This is a genomic window from Legionella busanensis (assembly GCF_900461525.1).
GTDB lineage: Bacteria > Pseudomonadota > Gammaproteobacteria > Legionellales > Legionellaceae > Legionella_C > Legionella_C busanensis.
On record NZ_UGOD01000001.1, the window covers coordinates 655,349 to 676,454 of the forward strand.

Sequence of the window (21,106 nt, forward strand, 5' to 3'; positions counted from 1 at the left end):
ATTCTAATAGAAAGTTGCTTATAAAAATGCATCAATCATAGCAGTCAATAGGTTGGTTGTGTTAGGATGTCTGGTTGATTTTAAGTGATATTGCTTGCTTTAAGTGCTTTTTTGCTTAGAAAGTAAATTTCAAGCAAGTTAAATATTATATAATAATTTTAAGTATATTTTATTAGGTAGGCTTAGGTTATGAATTCAAGAGAAAATTCATCTGGTGTTTATTTATTACCTAATCTTTTTACTACAGCAAGTTTATTTGCAGCTTTTTACGCAATTGTTGCATCATTTAAAAGCCAATATGAAGCAGCAATTATTGCAATTTTCATTGGTATGATTGCTGATAGTTTAGATGGTCGTATAGCCCGTTTAACAAATACTCAATCGGCCTTTGGCGCCCAGTATGATAGTCTTTCAGACATGGTAACGTTTGGTGTTGCGCCAGCTTTATTATTATATAGCTCGACTTTACAGCAGTTAGGTAAGATTGGGTGGTTAGTTGCCTTTATTTATACAGCAACAGTTGCATTACGGCTTGCACGTTTTAATACTAAGGTAGGCACGGTTGATAAACGTTATTTTCAAGGGCTTGCTTGTCCTGCAGCAGCAGCTTTAGTTTCTTCTTTTGTTTGGCTTTGTCATCAGCATCAAAATCATCATATTATAATATCCTTAATAACAGCAATGCTAACGATTATTGCATCGGCGCTTATGGTAAGTAATATTCGTTATCACAGCTTTAAAGAAGTAGATTTTAAGGGGCATGTTCCCTTTTTATATTTATTATTAATGATTATCTTATTTGTAGCTATCGCTGCTAATCCTTCTTTAATTTTATTTACAGGATTTGTTATCTATGCTTTATCCGGGCCTATACAATTATTAATAAAATTAAAAAGAATTCACAGCCAGAAAAAATCCTCTAACGAGTAAAAATTAGAAATTTAAAAGGCGCTAAAGCTTTAGCTTAAACTTTTTTATTCCGGTTCATCAAAACGATTATTAATAAGCTCAACTAGCGCTTTTTCCATATCTTTTTCATCTGGGCCATTAATTTTAATAATTAGTTCAGAACCTTGTGTAGCAGCAAGCATCATAACGCCCATAATACTTTTGCCATCTACTTTTTGAGATTGCTTAATCACTTCAATTTGGCTTTGAAATTTGGCTGCCGTAGAAACAAATTTGGCTGAGGCGCGTGCATGAAGTCCTAGTTTGTTAATAATTCGAACATTTGTTTCAATCATAAAAATCAACTTATAATTATTAATTAACGTAAGCTCAATATGAAAGATAGATTTATTTTTATACTGAACCAGCCTTTATAATAGACCTTGTTTACTCTACCATCTAGAGGGCTTTATTTTCTTAGATGTTAAACTTACGAAATTAAACAGTTAAGAAGCTTGTGTCTCTAGTGTACCGTTTACTACAAGAGCGTATAATGATTCCGCATTATTTGCTTTTCGGCAAGCATTTCTGAAGCTTGGATCACTAAATTGTTTAATAATTGCAGCAAGAATTGTTAAATGATGCTCTTCTTGATTAGGTGGGACAATAAGAGATACAACTAAATCGGCAGGTTGTTTATCTTCTGCGCCAAAATCGACCGGGTTTACTAACTTAATAAGGCAAGCTTTTGGTTGATTTATTGCTGGAATCCGTATGTGTGGGATAATAATTCCATGACCAATTGCTGTGCTTCCTAAAAGTTCTCGTTGCCAAAAGGCATCAAATAACTCATTAAAGTTAAGCTCAGGCATTGTTGTTGTAAATAGCTCACTAATTTTATGAAAAACAGCTGTCTTACTTTGAGAAGTTAAGTCTATATAAACGTTCTGAGGAGTAATAAAATAACCAAGGTTCATAAAATTGTTTCGGCTAAAAAGAAAGATTTTAGCGTGGGTTAGATTGTTCTGACAAGCCTAGATAAGTTAATTAAGCGTTTATCTGCGCCCATCCTTGGCACAGAATTGCAGACTAGATTTTAATGTGTACGTAATTTTTCTTTATGCTTTATAAGCTGTTGATCTAATTTTTCTACTAAGTTATTAATAGCAACATACATATCATCGTGTTCAGCCCGGGCATGAAATGTAGCTTTGGCAACATGGATAGTTGCTTCAGCAATTTGTGCTAATTTCTCAATATTAAAAACGACATTAATAGCAGTAATATTATCAAAATGATGAGTTAATTTACTAAGTTTTTCCTCAGTATAAGATTTTAATGCTGACGTCATTTCCATTTGATGGCCTGTGAAGGTTATTTGCATAATTTTTTCTCCTCTTAAAACTTATTAACTACGGATTATTTTACGTTCATTAGATGGAGCAATACACATTGCTTCACGATATTTTGCCACGGTTCGTCGGGCAACTTTAATTCCTTGCTCACTAATTAACTGTGCAATTTTACTATCACTAAGAGGCTTTTGGCGATTTTCTGAAGCGATTATTTTCTTAATTACAGCACGTATAGCGGTAGAAGAGCATTCTCCTCCATTAACTGTTGCCACATGGCTTGAGAAAAAGTATTTTAATTCAAAGACTCCACGCGGTGTATGCATAAATTTCTTTGTTGTTACTCGTGAAATAGTAGATTCATGCATATCTAGAGCTACAGCAATATCATTGAGTATAAGCGGTTTCATAGCTTCTTCGCCATGCTCTAAGAATTCAAGCTGCCTATCGACAATACAACGAGCTACTTTAAGTAATGTCTCCTGACGACTTTGAATACTTTTTAAAAACCATCGTGCTTCTTGAAGATTATTTTTTAAAAACTGATTATCAGCACTAGTATTAGCACGTTGAATCATAGATGCATACTGATTATTAATTGTCAAACGGGGGAGGGTTGTCTGATTTAAGAAAACCTGCCAAGTTCCATCTATTTTTTTTACAATGACATCTGGAATGATATATTCCACATTATTTTGTTGGATTAAACTACCTGGTTTAGGATGTAATTGATGAATAATTTGTAAAACGCGATTAATAATATCTTCATTAACATGATAATTCTTTATTAGTTGCCGATAATTATGCTGTCCTAATAGCTCTAAGTCATTTTTAACAATGGCCTTAGTTAACTCAATATCTTTATCATATTCAGGTAATTGACTAAGCTGTGCTAAGAGCGATTCAGCAAGGTTGAGAGTGGCGCACCCTACTGGATCAAATAATTGTAACCGATGTCGAACAGCTTCAATTTCTTCAATATCCAGAGGGTAGGTATCACTATTTAAACTTGTATGTAGCTCGCTGACTGATTGAGTTAAAAATCCATCATCGTCTATTGCATCAATAATAGCTGTCGCAATAACGCGATCGATATCCGTCATTGGTGTTAATTCTAATTGCCAACGTAAATGTTCTTGTAAATTAGTCGTTGTACAGTATAAATTTTCATAATTAAAATCTGTATCTTCAAAATTACTGCGTTTATTAAGATTATAAAGTTGTGACCATTGAAAATCATTATCTTCTACATTTCGTGAGGAGTTATCGCTAATATCTTCCTTTTCTTCGTTAGGTAAAACTTCAAGCAAAGGATTTGATTCAACAGCTTGTTGTATTTCTTGTTGTAAATCGATAGTAGATAATTGGAGCAAGCGTATAGCTTGCTGAAGCTGAGGAGTAAGCGTCAGTTGTTGACCAATACTAAGTTGCAACGAGGGTTTCATCCACAATCCTCTTAAGATCATTGCTTATTATTAAGTTTAACTGATTCACTAAGATTATCCAGTAGCTTATACGACAAACAACAGTATTAAAAGAAGTAAGGCATTGATTTTATTTATAAGTTAGTCAACTTGAAAGCTTAATTAGCTGTTTCAACTAAAGGGTTAAGGAAATATTTGTCCGACGTGTGTATGTTTCGTATGATTTATCGAAATTTTTAAAAATTTATTCAACTCAATTTTATATATTGCTTTAGAGATTTTAGTGGTGAAGAAGGATTGCTTGAAAGATAGGGTAAAATTAATGGCGATATTATAATTATAATGTCGCCATTAATTCTAAAAAAATATGAATAAAATAGGCAAGAACAGCTTATTTTACTTTTTTCTCTTTAAATACTACATGCTTACGCACGACTGGATCGTACTTTTTAAATTCCATTTTATCAGGACAATTTCTTGGATTCTTAGTTGTAGTTACATAATAACCTGTACCTGCGGTAGATTCCATTTTAACTTTAATAGTGACAGCTGCCATGATTAATCCTCGTAATTAGACTTTTTCGCCTTTTTCTCTTAAATTATCGATAACGGCTTTAATACCAAGCTTATCGATAATACGCATACCTTTCATACTTACTTTTAAAGTGACAAAGCGATTCTCTTCTTCAACCCAAAAGCGATGTTGTTGAATATTAGGTAAAAAACGTCTTTTAGTTTTATTATTGGCGTGTGATACATTATGACCAGTCATGGGCCGCTTGCCAGTAACTTGACATACTCTTGACATGCTGTTACTCCAAATTTTCTCTAGATAAAACCATAACTGAAAAATCACAACCATGGGTATGGGTGTTGACTCAGTGTTAGGCAAAGAGCGCTTTTATAACAAAAAAAGAAGAATTTTGCAATCAATAAGCGACTTTTTTGCCTTAGATTAGTTAAAAAAGCTTACATCCGTTAAGAGATAACGAATAATTCCTTAATTATAGATTATCAGCGTATAATTGCTGCCTTTTGTGGAGATTATGATTCAGATGCACCGAACTGTTAAGAGTTTTGTATTAAGAGCAGGTCGTATGAGTAAGCGTCAACAGCTTGCTTTAGATAAGTGGCTATCTCATTATATTTTACCTGTAGATGGTGTTGCTTGGGATTTTCAAGCTATTTTTGGCCGCAATACTGAAATTATTGTTGAAATTGGGTTTGGAATGGGTGCTTCGCTTATTGCTATGGCAGAGCAAAATCCTACTAAAAATTTTATTGGTATTGAAGTGCACCGAGCTGGTGTTGGAAGTTTAGTAGCAGACTTACATGAAAAAGAAATTAATAATGTTCGTGTTGCGATGTGCGATGCTGTAGCTATTTTTAATCAGCAAATTGCAGCTGAATCTTTAGATGGCGTGCAAATCTTTTTTCCTGATCCATGGCCTAAAAAAAGACATCATAAGCGGCGCTTAATCCAACCAGATTTTGTTAAATTAATCACCAATCACCTAAAGCCTGGGGGATTTTTACACTGTGCAACTGACTGGCAAGATTATGCAGAGTCTATGCAGGTCATTTTATCTGCTGAGCCCACCTTAAAAAATAGTCAGATTAATAATAGTTTTGCACCACGGCCTAGTTCAAGACCCATTACGAAATTTGAATTAAGGGGTAATCGCTTAGGGCATGGCGTTTGGGATTTAATTTATTTGAAAAAGTAAAATTGAAACTTACATTATAGGGTTTTTGATGCCTATAACTTAAATATTTAGATAAACCTTATTTTTAGTTTGCATAACTTTTAATTTATATTATGGGTGATAAATTTTTTTGCTGTAGGATAAAAGGGATTGTCTCTCTAATTTAAGACTTGAGGTAAAACTATGGATATGTTTAATGAGTTGGCGCAGCATCTAGAAAATATTGATGATTTCAAGGAATTCATTAATCATCAGTTAGAATTAGATATGGAGTTTTTGTCTCGTGCTTATTGGTTTAACGGGCAACAAGTTTCTATAGTAAATTATCTAATTCAGCAACATGATAAAGAAAATAAAAATTTAATAGAATTTATTCGAGTTATTTTAGATAAAAAAATAGATATTTATTTACATCAGCCATTTCATCTATTATTAAAACTTGGCAAGGTAGATTTATTACCAGATTTTTTAGCTCGTTTACCCTCATTTATTCTGGATAATGGTTTAAATAGGCAAGTAAGAAATGACTTGGGCTTTAATATAACTTATAAGCAAGTACTAAGTTCTTATGATGTAAATGGACAAACAATTTTATCCTACGCAATTAATTTAGGTGATGTTGACACGTTTTCTACAATTATGAAACTTAAATTAGATATTAATCAAGCAAGTGAAATTAAACTACAAGGGGGGGTGACGGGATTCTTACAACCACTTCAGCAGGCAATAGCCGCCAATTTTCCTGAGGCAGTAAGTAAGCTTTTAGATGCTGGCGCTTGCGCAGATAATCTTAGTTTAGATGTTAAAGACACGGCATTATTATTAGCGGCACATTCAGGTGCAATAGATGTATTAAAAATGTTACTCAATCATCCAAAAACAAGTTCACTTTGCCAAAAAGAACTTAATTATAGAAATAATGACGGCTATACAGCAATTGACTTATTATGCTTACGCTTACAAGAAAATATTGCTCCAAAACAAGCACTACAGGGTATTGCTATTTTACTGTGTCATGGTGCAACAACGCCATCTACAGAAGCGTTTAGAAATTTATTAAATAAACATCGCGTTGATTTAGTGAAAGCAGTAAAGAGCTATACAATAGAAGACAATCACTCAAGTCTTCCGTTTTTACGTGCTAGTCATGATAAAAATAACGCTCTTCATAATATTATTTATACTAATAAAACTTGGTCATACTCAGTAAAGAAATTTTTCGGTATTTCAGATCGCTTAGCATTTAAATGTGAAAAATTGGCGCTTGCTGATAGTAATAAGCCGGAGCTTGATCACGATGAAAAATTATTTGCCTTCTTTGTAAAAAGATACAAGGAAAGTATTAAGCGCGCTACTATCTATTCACCTTGGAGTGAAATGCTATGGCATATTACCACTGGGCAGGTTAATTCGTGGGAAGGTGTTTGTCAGTATGCAAATGAACATCCTAAAACTCGTACAGCACGTATTGTGGCTGAAATGACTAAGAAGCAACCAGAAGTCTATGTTAGTTTAATGGAAGAAGATTCGTTAATAGAGCAGTCATTAGGAAGCAAACTTTAATAATTTACTGGCAGCTGATTTAACAGTTGCCATTAATTGGAGTTCTTGCATAATTTGTGAATTTTGCTTTAGTGCTAAGCGTAAACGTTTCTAGGAGCTGAGGTTACATGGCATAGAAGCATTTTAGAAACGTTTACAACGCAGCAATAAAGTATAGGACTTACGAAAAATACCAAGATCGAAGCAAAAAACATTTTTAATGAAGTTTAGATAGCCTAAATGACCGAATTAAAATAGACTTCTTTCGAAACTGCAATTGTCGGCCAATCTCAAAAGAAAAAGGCACTTCAAAGCTTGTCCCCATGTAGATGGGATGCTCATGTATTTTATATACTCTATGCTTTTTCAGCCCCTTTTCATTTGACCTTGTCTCGCCACTAACAGTTTCAAAAGAAGTCTAATGTTTTTTAACGAAGAGATTGGTTTTTTCGTAAGTTCTAAATAAAAGATGCAGGTTATGTGAGAACTCTATTACTTATACCCTTGCTTAAACTCTAGGTAAGCCCTAGAATTCTAGCTTTGTTTAAAATTAAGAAGGCGGAGAAACAAATGGGATGGAATGAGCCAGAGAAAGATAAAGATCCATGGACTGGCAAAAAGCAGCCACCAGATTTAGATGAGGCTTTAAAACGCTTTCAAAATAAGTTAAAGAAGGCTTTAAGAGGGGGAGGAAATCCAAATAATCCTGAAGATCCGGAAGAAACGACAGCAGCTAATGGTAATGGGGGCTTAATTGCTTTAATAGTTTTGCTAATTCTTTTTATTCTATGGGCCTTATCAGGTATTTTTATTGTCGATCCTGCTGAGCAAGCTGCTATTCTTCGTTTTGGCAAATATATTAAAACAGTAGGGCCAGGTCCGCATTGGATACCTCGTCTAATTGATTCTAAAATTGTTGTTAATGTTGAACGTGTTTCGGATTATTCTTATTCAGCGCAAATGCTGACAAAAGATGAAAATCTAGTCGCTGTTTCTTTAGTAGTTCAATATCGAATTGGCGATTTACAAGCATATTTATTTAATGTTAGTAACCCCGAAGAAAGTTTACAACAAGCAACATCAAGTGCGCTGCGTCATGTAGTTGGATTAACTACTTTAGATGAAATTATTACGGAAGGGCGAGAAGCTTGGGGCAATAATGTTTATGACGCCTTAGTTAAAATCTTAGAGCCATATAAAACGGGTATTGTTATTGTAAATGTTGCCCCGCAGCCTGCGAGAGCGCCAGAAAATGTTCAAGATGCATTTGATGATGCAATTAAAGCGCAAGAAGATGAGAAGCGTTTTAAACAACAAGCACAAGCTTATAAAGCTCGTGTTGTACCCATCGCTCAAGGTAATGCAAAACGTATTTTTGAAGAAGCTCAAGCGTATGCTAGACAAGTAGTGTTACGTGCAAAAGGCGAGGTTGCTGAATTCCAGGCAATTCTTCCGTTTTTCACTCAATCACCTTTTGTCACTTCGCAAAGGATGTATTTAGATACAATGCAAAAAGTATTAAGCCAAAGTAATAAAATTTTTGTTACAGCAAAAGCTGGTAATCTACTTTATCTTCCTCTAGATAAATTAACCACTGCGCTTCCTTCTAATACAAGCCAAAATAAAACTGAGGCTAATGATTCTATTGCAGAGCAAGCAATGGGATTTAATAGTGATAGTGATAATACGAAAGTCATTCGTAACACTATAAGACAAACTCTCCGCCCAGGAAGGAGTGAATAAATGAATGCATTTAAAACAATATTGGGAATAATTATATTTTTTATTTTAATACTAATTTTAGCGAGTATATTTACTGTACAACAAGGACAACAAGGAATTTTGTTGCGCTTAGGTCGCTTGGTTAATGATTCCCAGACTAAGGAAGCAAAGATTTTGCAACCTGGTTTGCATATAAAAATGCCTTTTATTGAGAGTGCTAGAATATTTGATACGCGGTTACAAACTCTAGATATTAAATCTTCTCGCATTGTCACTCGAGAAAAGAAAGACGTTATTGTTGATTACTATGTAAAATGGCGTATCGCTAGTTTGGCTCATTATTTTATATCAACTGGTGGCAATGAATTTAAAGCCGAAACTTTACTGGAGCAGCAGCTTAATACTTTTTTAAGAGCAGAGTTTGGTAAACGTACTATTTCTGACTTAGTATCAGGTCGTGATGATGTCATGAATTTATTACGTGAAAAAGCAGAGCAACAAGCGCGTGGTTTAGGCATTAAAGTAGTCGATGTAAGAGTAAAAGGTATTGAGCTTCCACCTAGTACCAGCAATGCGGTTTATCAATTAATGCGCGCAGATATGCAGAAAATTGCTAATAGGCATCGGGCTGATGGTATTGCAGAAGCTGAGGCTATTCAAGCGTCTGCAGATGCTGAAGTAACTATTTTACTTGCTCAAGCGAAAAGCCAAGGTGAAATTATAAGAGCTCAAGGGCAAGCTGAAGCAGCGGCTATTTATAATGCTGCATATACTAAGAATCAAGAATTTTTTAACTTTTACCGTAGCTTAAAAGCCTATGAAGGAAGTCTAAATAATGATCGTACCTTGATGGTGCTTGATGAAAGTAGTGCTTTTTTTGATTACTTTAAACATTCTTTGTTAAAAGATAATGGAGTACAAGGGAAAAACGCATTATAATAATTAGTTTGGTGCGCAGCTCAACGCCAATGTCCTGCGGTTTGTCCACGGGATACAGCAAGGTGGCTAGATATTTAGACCTTGTAAGGTCAGAAGACATTAGTGGTATTAATATGGCTATTAATCTAATAGCTTGGTAATTTGAGTTAAAGACGGTTAAGGAATTGCCTTAACCTGTTTTTCATGGAGGCATAAGTGTTAACTAATTTTTTTTCAGCACTAGCCTTAGTATTGGTTTTTGAGGGGTTAATGCCATTTGGTTTTCCTCAGCGTTGGAAACGTTTGTTAAGCAGAGTCATTACACAAGATGAAAAGGTATTACGTATTACAGGCTTATTTTGTATGTTAGCAGGTGTAATACTCCTTACTATTATTCACCAATTTGCAGAGTAAGAGTTAGTTATGGGTAAAAATGTAGTCATTGTAGGAACCCAATGGGGTGATGAAGGTAAGGGTAAAATTGTTGATTTACTAACGGGTGATATTCAAGTTGTTGTTCGCTATCAGGGTGGACATAATGCCGGACATACATTAAAAATTAATGGCGAAAAAACAGTTTTACGTTTAATTCCCTCTGGCATATTGCGCTCTCATGTACAATGTTATATTGGTAATGGCGTTGTATTATCACCCAATGATCTATTAAAAGAAATTAGTGAGCTAGAGAGCAAAGGAGTTAAAGTTCGGGAGCGTCTGCACATCAGTCAATCTTGTCCTTTAATTTTACCTACTCATGTGGCGCTAGATAAAGCTAGGGAAAAAGGCAATACTGCTATCGGTACCACAGGTCGTGGTATTGGTCCTGCCTATGAAGATAAAATTGCTAGAAGAGCACTTAAAGTTAATGATCTTTTAAATCCACAACGATTTAAGGAAAAAGCTAAAGAATTAATTCAGTATCATAATTTTCTTTTGAAAAACTACTATGATCAGCCCGAGGTTGATTTACAATCTACCATAAATGATACGCTACTCTGGGCTGATGAGTTAGCAAATATGGTTTGTGATGTAACTTCTCGCTTGCATGCTCATCGTAGACAAGGTGATTCTATTTTATTTGAGGGTGCTCAAGGTATTCACTTAGACATTGATCATGGTACTTATCCTTATGTCACCTCATCAAATACCTGTGTTGGTAGTGTCATTAATGGTGCAGGTTTTGGTCCTCGTTACTTAGATTATATTTTAGGTATTGCTAAAGCTTATACAACCCGAGTTGGCGGTGGCCCATTTCCAACTGAGTTAAAAAATGATATTGGTAGTCGCTTAGCAGAGCGTGGTAATGAGTTTGGGGCTGTTACAGGACGTCCCAGACGCTGCGGTTGGCTAGATATTGTTTTATTACGTCGCTCAATTGATATCAATAGCATTTCAGGTCTTTGTCTTACAAAACTTGATGTTCTTGATGGTTTAGAAACTATTCAGATAGCAACAGCTTATAAAAATAGCTACGGTAAGTTAATTACAGAATTTCCACCAGCAGCAGATGACTTTGAGGGTATTATTCCAATTTATGAGGAAATGCCAGGTTGGCAGGAGTCAACTGCAGATGTAACATCCATAGATGCTTTACCAGGTAACGCTAAAGCTTACATTAAGCGTATTGAAGAGCTCTTAGATATTCCTATTGATATTTTATCGACTGGTCCTGAGCGTGATTCAACTATGATATTGCGCAACCCCTTTGAGTAATAGATTTTTTCGGACAATGTTAGTGAGGAGACAAGGTCAGTCGAAAACAGGGCTGAAAAAGTGCAGTGTACAATAAGTACATAGGTATCCTCATCTACATGGGGACAGGCTTTGAAGACATTTTTTCTAAGATTGGCCCCAAGGACAGTATCTGAAAAAGTTTAATGAGTGAATTAGCTTTAATTATAAGTAGTGTATTAAATCCATGTCAGAAAAAAGAATCTTAGTTGTTTGGTCTAATTATTATGAAGAGCTAGCCGAGCTGCAATTAGAAAGCTGTATTAATTTACTTAAAAAAACATCTTATAGCTATCAAATAGAAAAGGTAGAAGCCGGCACGTATGAAATTCCTGTAGTGATGCAATATTATCATCAACATCAGCCTTTTGATGGATATATCCCCTTAAGTTTATTACTTAAAGGCAGCACTGATCATTATGAATTCATTTGGGAGCATGTTAAAGAATGTTTTATTAAATTTACCTTAGATGGTTTATTACTAGGTAATGGCATTATCTCAGCCCCAACAATTCAAATCCTACAAGAGCGTGTAGCAAACGGTGAGCGTGTGGCTGAGGCAGTTCGTGCTATCGATTATTTAATTCGTTTTAAAAATAAGCTTAACAAACCCTAACTTAAAACGTTTCTCATTTAAGATTCAGTACATTTAAGCAAATGTTAAGTTTGAGGTAGTACAATTGCTATAAAATTAATAAATATGTATTAATTTATGAATATTTATTTAGAAGTATTTATTAGCGCTTATAGCGATTATGCTTCTCAATTTAAAAAGGGTAGACGTGGTTTAAGCTGGTTTTCATCTCATCGAAGTGATTCTTTTTGTCCAGAAATTAAAAATTTATTTAAAAATTTAAGACATGCAGAAAAAGAAGAAAGCCTAAAAGAAATCATTACAAACTATTTAATTGCCTCCCAGACCAATTTTAATGATAAATCTTTTTGTAATTATTTACTAATTTATTTAAAAAGGATGTTTCCGAATGATGGGTGGGAAAATTATTATCCCAAAGGCAATAAGGCAAAATTAGCTCCTGAAAGCAGTATATCTCCATATTATAGTAGTAAACAAGTAGTATTAACCGGTTCTAAGTTAAGCATAGTAACACGTCAAGAGACCAATTCACTTGTTATTACATCTCATAACTTAAAAGAAATTTTGCGAGATGAGGGAAAAAGAGAACTATATGAGTTTATTTTAAATTATTCGGATGATCCTGCAACGCCATCTTTCACTGCTGCAGTAAAAATGTTATCGATATTTACAAATAAGCCAGTTCGAACATTTACTGAAGAAGAACGTAATACTTTTAAACATGAGTTAGGAGAAATTATTCGTAAGTTTGATTCTAAAAGCCAATTGGATATAGAGAAAAATACCTATAGCGTTAAATTTAAAACAAGTATGTATTATCCGCAAGTTGTAAAAATATGTAATTTCCTTACCAAAACCACTCCCTATAAAAGAGAAAGGCTCTATAGTTTATTGGATAAACTTATAGAATATGAAGAAGGTACAAGTCTCGGCTTACAGCAATATCATGCTATCAAAAATATGTGTGAAGGGCTTTTACGCGATAACAGTTTTACTTATAAGCAAATAAGTTTTTTTGGGCTTTTTACTTCTAAGAGCAAGAATGCCGTAGAGGAAATTCATCACATATTTAACACAGGTCGAGTTCTATAACTTCTATGCTATATTGCATTAGTTGAAGTCAAATCATTGTTAGATAATTTTTAATATTAACTATTAACCTATTTTTAGTGGAAAAGTACGGTATAATTTTTCAAATGCTTGGAGCTTTAATTCTAACTTCCTTTGTAATTTTGCTTTTTCACTTGTTTTAATAAAACGAAGGCAACTATTACTATTTAGCTTTCTGCAAGCGCTTATAGGTATTAATTTAATAGGATCTGCCCATAAGCTTTTTCCTGGTAAAAAACTATAGGTTAAAGCATTATGGTTAAGGCGTTTTAAGGTTTGATAGTCAAGGTGGTAATCTTTTATAGCAATAACATATTCTTGCGTTAAGCTAGTGCGTAAAATACCCTCATCATCAGTAGAAAGAACAACAGGTATTTGAGACTTAAGATAGAAGGGCAACGGATGTTGTTCTTTAGAAATATTTAAAATTTTGCTATTACTTGTTAAATTAATTTCTACAGGGATACGATGAAAAGCCATATACTTAATAAGTTTATTAGCATTATCTTCCTGTTTTATAGCAACGCCGTGGCCAATCCTTTCTGCGTGACCCAACTTAATTGCTTCATTAATATGAAATCGTAGATCTTTTGTTTTTAAAGTTGAAGTCTTGGCATTTTTAGAAAGCTCTCCAGCATGTAAGGCAATATGAACATTAGGATATAACTGGTGCATAAAATTAAAAATTTGCATTTGGTGATGGTAATCTTTTAGGGAAATAGGTCCATCTTCTGCCTGAACTAAATTAACTGCAACAACCTCAGGTGTCTTTGCAGCAATCGTAAAATAAAGAAGCGCTTGTGAGAAAATCTTATCCAGAGGTTGCTCACGTAAAACATGTAATTGAAAATTAATTTTTAATTGACAGGCTGCTTGTTCTGGTTTTTTATCACAACCTAGGTAATTTCTAGCATTAGGTAATAAGTTAGTTAGTTCAGTGCTAATCTCTTGTACAGTCGAATTAAAAGCTTGATTAGTCAATAAGCGTTCTTTTAAGCGGTTAAAATGACTTGGAATAATTGGTTCTTTACTAATAATTGATTTGTTAAAGTCTTTAACTGACAGCATAACTTCCATATAAAGCTCATGTTGATCTGCAGCACGTTGTATGACTCTTGCTAATAAGGGGGCTGATTGGATAACTACAATCGGTATGAATTTATGAAAGGAATTAAAAAAATGATCATGGCCGGATATTTTTCCTGCTTTAAAATTCTTAAAAGACCACGCTTGTATAATTTGTTGATAAAAATTACTTTTTGGCGATATAGTGCTTATATTAATATCTTGATTATTACATGAACCCTGCTGATAAGTTACCGAAAGTGTTTTTGGGGCAATACAAAAGTTATTTTGAGCTGCTGAGGCGAGCATTGCTTCAGGGTAAGCGCCACCAGCTAGGTGATAATGTAGTTCCCCCCCTTTAGGCATTGCTTTAATAAAAGAGTAGAGTTTCTTAGGGTCCTTTTTAATCGTTTCAAATACATCTTCTACTCCTGCAAAGCAATTAAATTGTATAATTATTAAGCTTAGAAAGAGAATAATAAAACGCATGAGGTCACTACTTCGCAAAAGTGTAATTATGCCATAGATTAATAAATAAAGAACCTTTTTTAGCAAATATATTAATCAAATTAGTCTAAAAGAAATTGATCAGTTTGTATATTGTGCTTATCTTGCCAAGATAAGCACAATAGAAAGTATTATTTTCTAGCTACAGCTAAGCCTTTAAGGATGGTTAACGCAGTATAAAGTTGATAGTCTTCATGTAGTAATGCTTGATCATCTTTTATAGAGTCATTAGCTTCTACAATTGGAGTGCTTGGTTGTTTTTCTTCTGTATTATTACTACTGCCATTATCTAAATGACCACTTAGATCTGCTTCAGAAAAACCTGAAAAGATTGACTTTTTATCATCAGCATTTTTTGCTACTTCTAACTCTTCAATAATAATATCAGGTGTAATGCCTTTTGCTTGTATAGAGGTGCCAGAAGGTGTGTAATAAAGTGCTGTTGTTAATTTAATAGCTCGCTTATCATCAAGTGGTAATACTGTTTGTACAGAGCCCTTGCCGAAGCTTTGAGTGCCAACAATAATAGCCCGTTTATTATCTTTTAAAGCGCCAGCAACAATTTCAGAGGCAGAAGCTGAACCATTATTAATAAGTACAACCATCGGTGCGTTATCTAAAATGTCACCTGGGTTAGCGAGCGCTGTAAATTTTGATCCAGGAAGTCTTCCTTGCGTATAAACGATAAGCTCTTCGTCACCTTTTTTATTAGTATCGATAAAATCATCAGCTATTTGAATAGCAGAGTCTAAGAGCCCTCCTGGATTATTACGTAAATCTAAAATTAACCCTTTAAGTTTACCGCCGGCTTCTTGCTTAAGTTGAGCAATGGCTTTTTCCATATCTTGCCCAGTCATCGCTTGAAATTGAGTTAAACGAATGTAGCCGTATTTTCCATCAAGTAATTTACTTTTGACGCTTTTAATTACAATTTTTTCACGAACCAAGGAAAAAACTAATGGCTTAGTTTCTCCTTTACGCAAAATAGTAAGGTCAATAGTTGAACCTTCTTTACCACGCATTAATTCCACTGCATCCTTTAAACTAATACCTTGCACAGAGCGATTACCCAGTTTAATTATATAGTCGCCCGCCTTAATACCAGCCCGAAAAGCAGGTGTATCAACAAGAGGAGTAACGACCTTGATGACGCCATCTTCCATAGTTACTTCAATACCAAGGCCACCAAATTCTCCGGCAGTGGAAGTTTGCAAGTCTTTAAATTCATCTTCATCTAGATAATCAGAATGTGGATCTAAGCCTGTTAGCATACCTCGAATTGCATTATCAAAGAGTTGTTTATCATCTACTGGTTTAACATAATATTTTTTTATCTCACTGATTGCATTAGAGAATCTTTGCACATCTTCCATAGGTATTCTGGTTGGTGTGGTTTGCTCTGTATTAGAAGTTGCTTCTTCGGCTGCCATAAGAGGTAGAGGCAGTAAAGAAGTACTTGTTAATAGCGCTGCTAAAATACCTGAATACCACTGATTTGTTAACATATCATCTCTCCTAGGAAAGCTTAGCTTAAGCCACTTTCCAGTTTTTCAAATCATTTATTTATAAACTATAGTCTATGCCATAAGAATGAATTTAATTGGCTACTAATTTTCTTATATAGCGCCGGTTACTAAGCTTTGTACTGCGTTGCAAGCTTGTTCGGCTCAGTCGTATACTCCTATATCTAAAAACTAGTGGGTAGCGCAATAATTTTCTCTATATAAAGTGGGAAGCAATATAGATGCCAGTAATCCACTGAAATGGCCAAAGTTATTTTATTTTTTTTATATTGGATAATTATAGTAATTTTTGTATAGATAATTGCGAGTTATTGGTTGAATTTTTAACTTATGATAACCATCCAAATGGTGGAACAGCTTTACCACGTTGTCTTATCTCAAAGTATAGCCCGTTTTGCTTGACACCACCTGTATGACCTACAGCGGCAATTTGCTCACCGATTTGAACAACAGCACCTTGTTTTTTATATAAAGATTGGTTATGTGCATATAAACTCATGAATCCTTGTCCATGATCAATGATTAGCAATAAACCATAGCCATTTAACCAATCACTAAAAACAATTTTTCCTGAATAAATAGCATGAACGGGCGTTCCTTCAGGCGCAAAAAAAGTAATGCCTTGATTCATTTTTTGATAATTATTTTTATTAATCTCTACGGGTAGCTGTAGTTTGTGGCGCATATAGGTAAAGGGTTGTGCGGCCTGCGTATAACTAATAGCTTGTTCATTTAAACTAGTTAATAATTTTGCTAAATTTTCTTTATTATGTTCGTATTCTAATAAGGATTGTTGCTTTGTTTGAATATCATCATTTAAATTTTGAATAACGAACGATTGATACTCTTTATTTCGTTTTAACTTTTCTTGAAAAGATGCTAACTGTTTTTGTAACGCACGTTTTGTTTCTAGCTCGATCTTTAATTTAGCTTGATTCTGCCCAAGATTAGTTTTAGTTACAGTCATCTTGTCAATTATTTGCCGGCGTGAGTAAGCTAAATATTGATGGTAAGTAAGTAAGCGACTGACTGCTAAGAAATCATTTTGATTGATTATCCATTTAAGCGGTTGATACTCACCAGTTTGATAGCGGATTCGGATATGTTCTGCTAATAATTTTTGTTGATAATGTAAAAGCTGAGTAGTCTCATTAATTTGTTGAGTTAATCCATTGATTTTTTGTTGTTTAAGGGTTAATTCTTGTTGAGTAAGCTGTAGTTTTTGTAAATTTGCGTCGATTTTTTTCTCTGTTTTAGCAAGTTCTCGATTTAAAATACTTTTTTTATCAGATGCGGTTGTAAGATTTTGTTTAAGTTTGTTAATGCGATTAGTTAATTGTTTTAATTTATTTTGAGTTTCAGTAATAGATGTAGTATTAGTGGCAAATGAGAACTTTATAAATAGGAAGATCAATAAGATGAACAAAAAATGATAGTTTTTGCTAAACATAGAGAAATTATTGGCCATCACTTAATTATCCATAGTACTGAGCTGAGCAATTAATCTAATTTTGTTAATAATGACTTACCTGTCATTTCAATAGGTTTATCTATTTCAAGCCAAGCTAATAAAGATGGAGCAATATCTATTAAGCTACCATGAGCTTCCTTAAAATACCAACCCTTACCAACAAATAAAAGCGGGACAGGTTGACAAGTATGAGCTGTGTAAGCTTGATTATTAGTTGTATCAAACATCATCTCAGCATTGCCATGATCAGCTGTAATAAGTAAAGCACCTTGCTTATCTAAAACAGCTTTACCTACTTGTTGCATACATTTGTCTAAACATTCTATAGCACGCACTGTAGCATTAAAATCACCCGTATGGCCAACCATATCAGCGTTTGCATAGTTGCAAATTATCACATCATAATCATCACTATTAATTGCATCGACAAGTGCTTGGGTTAGCTCTGGAGCACTCATTTCTGGCATTAAATCATATGTGGGAATTCGAGGAGAAGGAATTAGAATGCGGTCCTCATTTGTAAAGACTTGTTCTGAGCCTCCATTAAAAAAGAAAGTCACATGAGCATATTTTTCAGTTTCAGCAATGCGCAGTTGACTTAAGCCTTGAGCTGCTATTACTTCACCGAAGGTATTACGCATTTGTATTGGTGGGAAAGCGACTTCTGTTAATAAGTTCTTCGCGTAAGTTGTCATACTAACGAAATGAGCTAAGTGTGGTTTTACGGTCTGATTAAAAAAATTAAAATCAGGATCTATAAAGGCTTGAGTAAGCTGGCGAGCTCGATCGGCACGAAAATTAAAAAAGAAAATAGAGTCTCCATTTTCAATAGGTCTTGCTGTTCCGATGAGTGTTGGAGGAATGAATTCATCATACTTTTGCTCTTTATAAAATGCTTGAATAGCTGCGGTCGCATCAAGAAAAGTTCTCTCTGCTTTACCTTCAGTTAATAATTGATAAACAGGCGCAATACGCTCCCAGCGCTTATCTCTGTCCATAGCAAAATAACGTCCTGTAATAGAAGCAATCGTTGCTACAGGGTATTTAGTTAAACATGCGTTAAGAGCAAGTATACTATTTATAGCACTCTGTGGTGGTGTATCACGGCCATCTAAAAACAAATGTAAATAAACATTATCAAAGTTTAACGCCTTACATAATGCAAGAAAAGCAAAGAGGTGGTTTTCATGGCTGTGGACGCCACCAGGTGATAATAGACCCATGACATGAAGAGCATGGTTAGTTTGCTTCATGTCGTTAATAGCATTAATTAAAGTAAAGTTATTTGCAAATTCACCTTGATCAATTGTTTCATTTATGCGAGTAAAATCTTGATAAATTATGCGACCTGCACCAATATGCATATGTCCAACTTCAGAATTACCCATTTGTAAATCGGGTAAGCCAACGCTTTTACCGCACGCATTTAATAGCATATGGGGATATTCTGTCCACCATTTATCCCATTGAGGAGTTTTTGCAGCAGCTATTGCATTATGTAGTTTTTCTTCTCGATAACCCCAGCCGTCAAGAATCATTAAAACTAGAGGCTTTCGCTGAAACATTATAAACTCCAAGGATAAATTTAATATAAGTGATACTAATGACTAGAATAGACTATATATGTATTTTAATGTTTGAATGCAAGCTGTAAATATAAATTAAAGCCTTTATTTTATCTTGTTAACAATAGACCTCTTTGCAAACTCTACTGCAAAGGCCAATTGCCAGGCTGCGGTAGTGCTCGAATCCTCATGTACTCTGTACACACTGCGGTTCTGCGCGCTGGCGCAACCCGACACTTGACTCTCTGTAGCGAGTTTGGAAAGAGGTCTAATATTTATTACAACACTAATAAAACTCTTCCAATGCTTGATTTATTAAGTTTTTTAATTGCCAACTTAAAAAAGCCAATGCACTTGGTTTAGATTTTTATTTAAGTTTAAATGATTGAATTAGTTTAGTACTTAATATTTTGATGCAAAGCGGTTAAACTAGGTACATGCGTAGTTATTGGAAGAATTTGGTTGAATAATAAATTACCCAAGCATGTAGCTATTGTAATGGATGGCAATGGGCGTTGGGCAGAAATACGGGGTTTATTACGTTTTGAAGGCCATCGGGCAGGTGTAGAAACGGTTAAGACTATCATCCATTGTTGTCTACAACACAGTATTCCTGTACTAAGCTTATTTGCTTTTAGTAGTGAAAATTGGGCTCGTCCAGAAAAAGAAATTGATTTTCTGATGAGTTTGTTTTTAAAAGCTTTAGATCAGGAAGTTAAGGAGTTACATCAACATAAGGTTTGCTTGCGCTTTAGTGGCATTAGGGAAACGTTATCGGCATCTTTGCGAAAACAAATGAAGCAAGCTGAGGAATTAACAGCTAAAAATGAGCGATTAATCTTGAATGTCGTCATTAATTACGGTGGCCGGTGGGATATTATAAATGCTGTAAAGTGCGTTACTAGAGAAGTACTTGCTGGAAATATTGTAGTTGATGCTATCGATGAAAATATGTTTGCTAATTATTTAAATACGGGTAATTTACCTGACCCAGATTTATTTATTAGGACGAGCGGTGAGAAAAGAATTAGTAATTTTTTTCTTTGGCAACTAGCATATACAGAATTATATTTTACTCAAACTTACTGGCCTGACTTTACAGCAGAAGAATTTGAAAAAGCGTTATCTAATTTTAAACAACGTGAGCGCCGTTTCGGTAAAACTTCTCAACAACTAAATGAGATAGAGCATGTTTAGACAAAGGTTGTTGACTACCTTAATATTAATACCTTTAGTACTAATTGGAATTTATTATAGTAGTTATTGGGTATTAAGTAGTGTCATACTTTTATTAGTTATAGGCTGTAGTTTAGAATGGTTGCAATTAGTTCCTGCTTCGCACATTTTTACTAAGATAAGCTTCATAGTGAGCATAGCTATTATTTTTTTTATCATGCGTTGGTTTTACAATTATTGGCTTTACTTAGGTCTAATAGTATGGCTGTTTATTTTCGTATGTATACAACAATATCCAAAATTACAAAAGGTATGGGCACATGCTAGTATAATTGCTTTATTAGGCCTTTTATTATTACCATTATTTGGCCAAGGTTTAATGGCTATTTTTGCAATGAATAAGGGTCGCTCACTCATTGTCTATCTTTTATTCCTTGTATGGGCAGCAGATATTGGTGCCTATTTGATGGGTAAATTTGTTGGGCGGCATAAACTAATTCCAACAGTTAGTCCTGGTAAAACAATAGAAGGTTTTATAGGTGGGTTTTTATTAAGTTTATTAGTAGCTATCGTGGGTTATTTCCTTTTTTATCCTAAGATAATTTCTAATTGGTTTATTATTGCATTAGGTATTATTTTAATCGCCTTATTTGGTGATCTTTTTATTAGCATGTTAAAGCGGCGTAGACAAATTAAAGATACGGGTCATCTTTTACCCGGGCATGGTGGTATACTTGATAGGTTAGATAGCTTAATAGCTGCTGTTCCTTTTTTTTATTTTGGCATGCAAATTTTAGCACCAGGAATATAG

General features: G+C 34.3%; 21 protein-coding genes. 11 read left to right on the top strand and 10 right to left on the bottom strand.

Annotation, left to right across the window (positions count from 1 at the left end):
- Positions 1-189 precede the first annotated feature (189 nt).
- Positions 190-930, top strand: coding sequence for a CDP-diacylglycerol--serine O-phosphatidyltransferase (gene pssA / locus DYH30_RS03000; protein WP_115330233.1), 741 nt, complete (start codon positions 190-192; stop codon positions 928-930).
- A gap of 44 nt (positions 931-974) precedes the next feature.
- On the opposite strand, the gene DYH30_RS03005 is transcribed toward pssA, so the two are convergent.
- The 6 genes from DYH30_RS03005 to rpmB form a co-directional block, all read right to left on the bottom strand.
- Positions 975-1,244 carry an HPr family phosphocarrier protein gene (locus tag DYH30_RS03005; RefSeq protein WP_115330234.1) on the bottom strand — a complete coding sequence of 90 codons (270 nt, stop codon included), beginning with the start codon at positions 1,242-1,244 and terminating at the stop codon, positions 975-977.
- Positions 1,245-1,394: 150 nt separating this feature from the next.
- On the bottom strand, positions 1,395-1,865 hold the full coding sequence (locus tag DYH30_RS03010) for a PTS sugar transporter subunit IIA (protein WP_115330235.1): 471 nt from the start codon (positions 1,863-1,865) through the stop codon (positions 1,395-1,397).
- A 119-nt stretch (positions 1,866-1,984) separates the two neighbouring features.
- Positions 1,985-2,272: a ribosome hibernation-promoting factor, HPF/YfiA family gene (hpf, locus tag DYH30_RS03015; RefSeq protein ID WP_115330236.1), complete on the bottom strand. Its 288-nt coding sequence runs from the start codon at positions 2,270-2,272 to the stop codon at positions 1,985-1,987.
- A 24-nt stretch (positions 2,273-2,296) separates the two neighbouring features.
- Positions 2,297-3,685: an RNA polymerase factor sigma-54 gene (locus DYH30_RS03020; RefSeq protein ID WP_115330237.1), complete on the bottom strand. Its 1,389-nt coding sequence runs from the start codon at positions 3,683-3,685 to the stop codon at positions 2,297-2,299.
- Positions 3,686-4,055: 370 nt separating this feature from the next.
- Complete coding sequence (rpmG, locus tag DYH30_RS03025) at positions 4,056-4,220, bottom strand: 50S ribosomal protein L33 (RefSeq protein WP_115330238.1); 165 nt, start codon at positions 4,218-4,220, stop codon at positions 4,056-4,058.
- A gap of 15 nt (positions 4,221-4,235) precedes the next feature.
- Positions 4,236-4,472 (bottom strand): 50S ribosomal protein L28, encoded by a 237-nt coding sequence (gene rpmB / locus DYH30_RS03030; protein WP_115330239.1) that lies wholly within the window; start codon positions 4,470-4,472, stop codon positions 4,236-4,238.
- Positions 4,473-4,719: 247 nt separating this feature from the next.
- On the opposite strand from rpmB, the gene trmB reads away from it, so the two are divergent.
- The 8 genes from trmB (at position 4,720) to DYH30_RS03070 (ending at position 12,970) form a co-directional block, all read left to right on the top strand.
- Complete coding sequence (gene trmB / locus DYH30_RS03035) at positions 4,720-5,391, top strand: tRNA (guanosine(46)-N7)-methyltransferase TrmB (protein WP_115332477.1); 672 nt, start codon at positions 4,720-4,722, stop codon at positions 5,389-5,391.
- Positions 5,392-5,553: 162 nt separating this feature from the next.
- Positions 5,554-6,933: an ankyrin repeat domain-containing protein gene (locus tag DYH30_RS03040; protein ID WP_115330240.1), complete on the top strand. Its 1,380-nt coding sequence runs from the start codon at positions 5,554-5,556 to the stop codon at positions 6,931-6,933.
- Positions 6,934-7,482: 549 nt separating this feature from the next.
- Positions 7,483-8,655 carry an FtsH protease activity modulator HflK gene (gene hflK / locus DYH30_RS03045; protein WP_115330241.1) on the top strand — a complete coding sequence of 391 codons (1,173 nt, stop codon included), beginning with the start codon at positions 7,483-7,485 and terminating at the stop codon, positions 8,653-8,655.
- Positions 8,656-9,573 (top strand): protease modulator HflC, encoded by a 918-nt coding sequence (gene hflC, locus DYH30_RS03050; protein ID WP_115330242.1) that lies wholly within the window; start codon positions 8,656-8,658, stop codon positions 9,571-9,573.
- A 195-nt stretch (positions 9,574-9,768) separates the two neighbouring features.
- Positions 9,769-9,966: a DUF2065 domain-containing protein gene (locus DYH30_RS03055; protein ID WP_115330243.1), complete on the top strand. Its 198-nt coding sequence runs from the start codon at positions 9,769-9,771 to the stop codon at positions 9,964-9,966.
- Between the two features lie 9 nt (positions 9,967-9,975).
- A complete protein-coding gene (locus tag DYH30_RS03060) occupies positions 9,976-11,265 on the top strand; it encodes an adenylosuccinate synthase (protein ID WP_115330244.1) in 1,290 nt (429 codons plus the stop codon).
- A gap of 205 nt (positions 11,266-11,470) precedes the next feature.
- Positions 11,471-11,899: a 6,7-dimethyl-8-ribityllumazine synthase gene (locus DYH30_RS03065; RefSeq protein WP_115330245.1), complete on the top strand. Its 429-nt coding sequence runs from the start codon at positions 11,471-11,473 to the stop codon at positions 11,897-11,899.
- Between the two features lie 96 nt (positions 11,900-11,995).
- Complete coding sequence (locus DYH30_RS03070) at positions 11,996-12,970, top strand: hypothetical protein (protein ID WP_115330246.1); 975 nt, start codon at positions 11,996-11,998, stop codon at positions 12,968-12,970.
- Positions 12,971-13,033: 63 nt separating this feature from the next.
- On the opposite strand, the gene DYH30_RS03075 is transcribed toward DYH30_RS03070, so the two are convergent.
- The 4 genes from DYH30_RS03075 to gpmI all read right to left on the bottom strand — a co-directional run bounded on the left by DYH30_RS03075 (position 13,034) and on the right by gpmI (position 19,119).
- Positions 13,034-14,542, bottom strand: a complete 1,509-nt coding sequence (locus DYH30_RS03075; protein WP_115330247.1) for an adenosine deaminase family protein — start codon at positions 14,540-14,542, stop codon at positions 13,034-13,036.
- A 149-nt stretch (positions 14,543-14,691) separates the two neighbouring features.
- Positions 14,692-16,065, bottom strand: coding sequence for a S41 family peptidase (locus DYH30_RS03080; RefSeq protein ID WP_115330248.1), 1,374 nt, complete (start codon positions 16,063-16,065; stop codon positions 14,692-14,694).
- Between the two features lie 346 nt (positions 16,066-16,411).
- A complete protein-coding gene (locus tag DYH30_RS03085; protein ID WP_115330249.1) occupies positions 16,412-17,551 on the bottom strand; it encodes a murein hydrolase activator EnvC family protein in 1,140 nt (379 codons plus the stop codon).
- A 32-nt stretch (positions 17,552-17,583) separates the two neighbouring features.
- Complete coding sequence (gene gpmI / locus DYH30_RS03090) at positions 17,584-19,119, bottom strand: 2,3-bisphosphoglycerate-independent phosphoglycerate mutase (RefSeq protein ID WP_115330250.1); 1,536 nt, start codon at positions 19,117-19,119, stop codon at positions 17,584-17,586.
- 462 nt (positions 19,120-19,581) lie between these two features.
- Between gpmI and DYH30_RS03095 the strand changes: the two genes are divergently transcribed.
- Positions 19,582-20,316, top strand: a complete 735-nt coding sequence (locus DYH30_RS03095; protein ID WP_115330251.1) for an undecaprenyl pyrophosphate synthase — start codon at positions 19,582-19,584, stop codon at positions 20,314-20,316.
- Positions 20,309-21,106, top strand: a complete 798-nt coding sequence (locus DYH30_RS03100; protein ID WP_115330252.1) for a phosphatidate cytidylyltransferase — start codon at positions 20,309-20,311, stop codon at positions 21,104-21,106. The genes DYH30_RS03095 and DYH30_RS03100 overlap by 8 nt, the downstream gene beginning before the upstream one ends.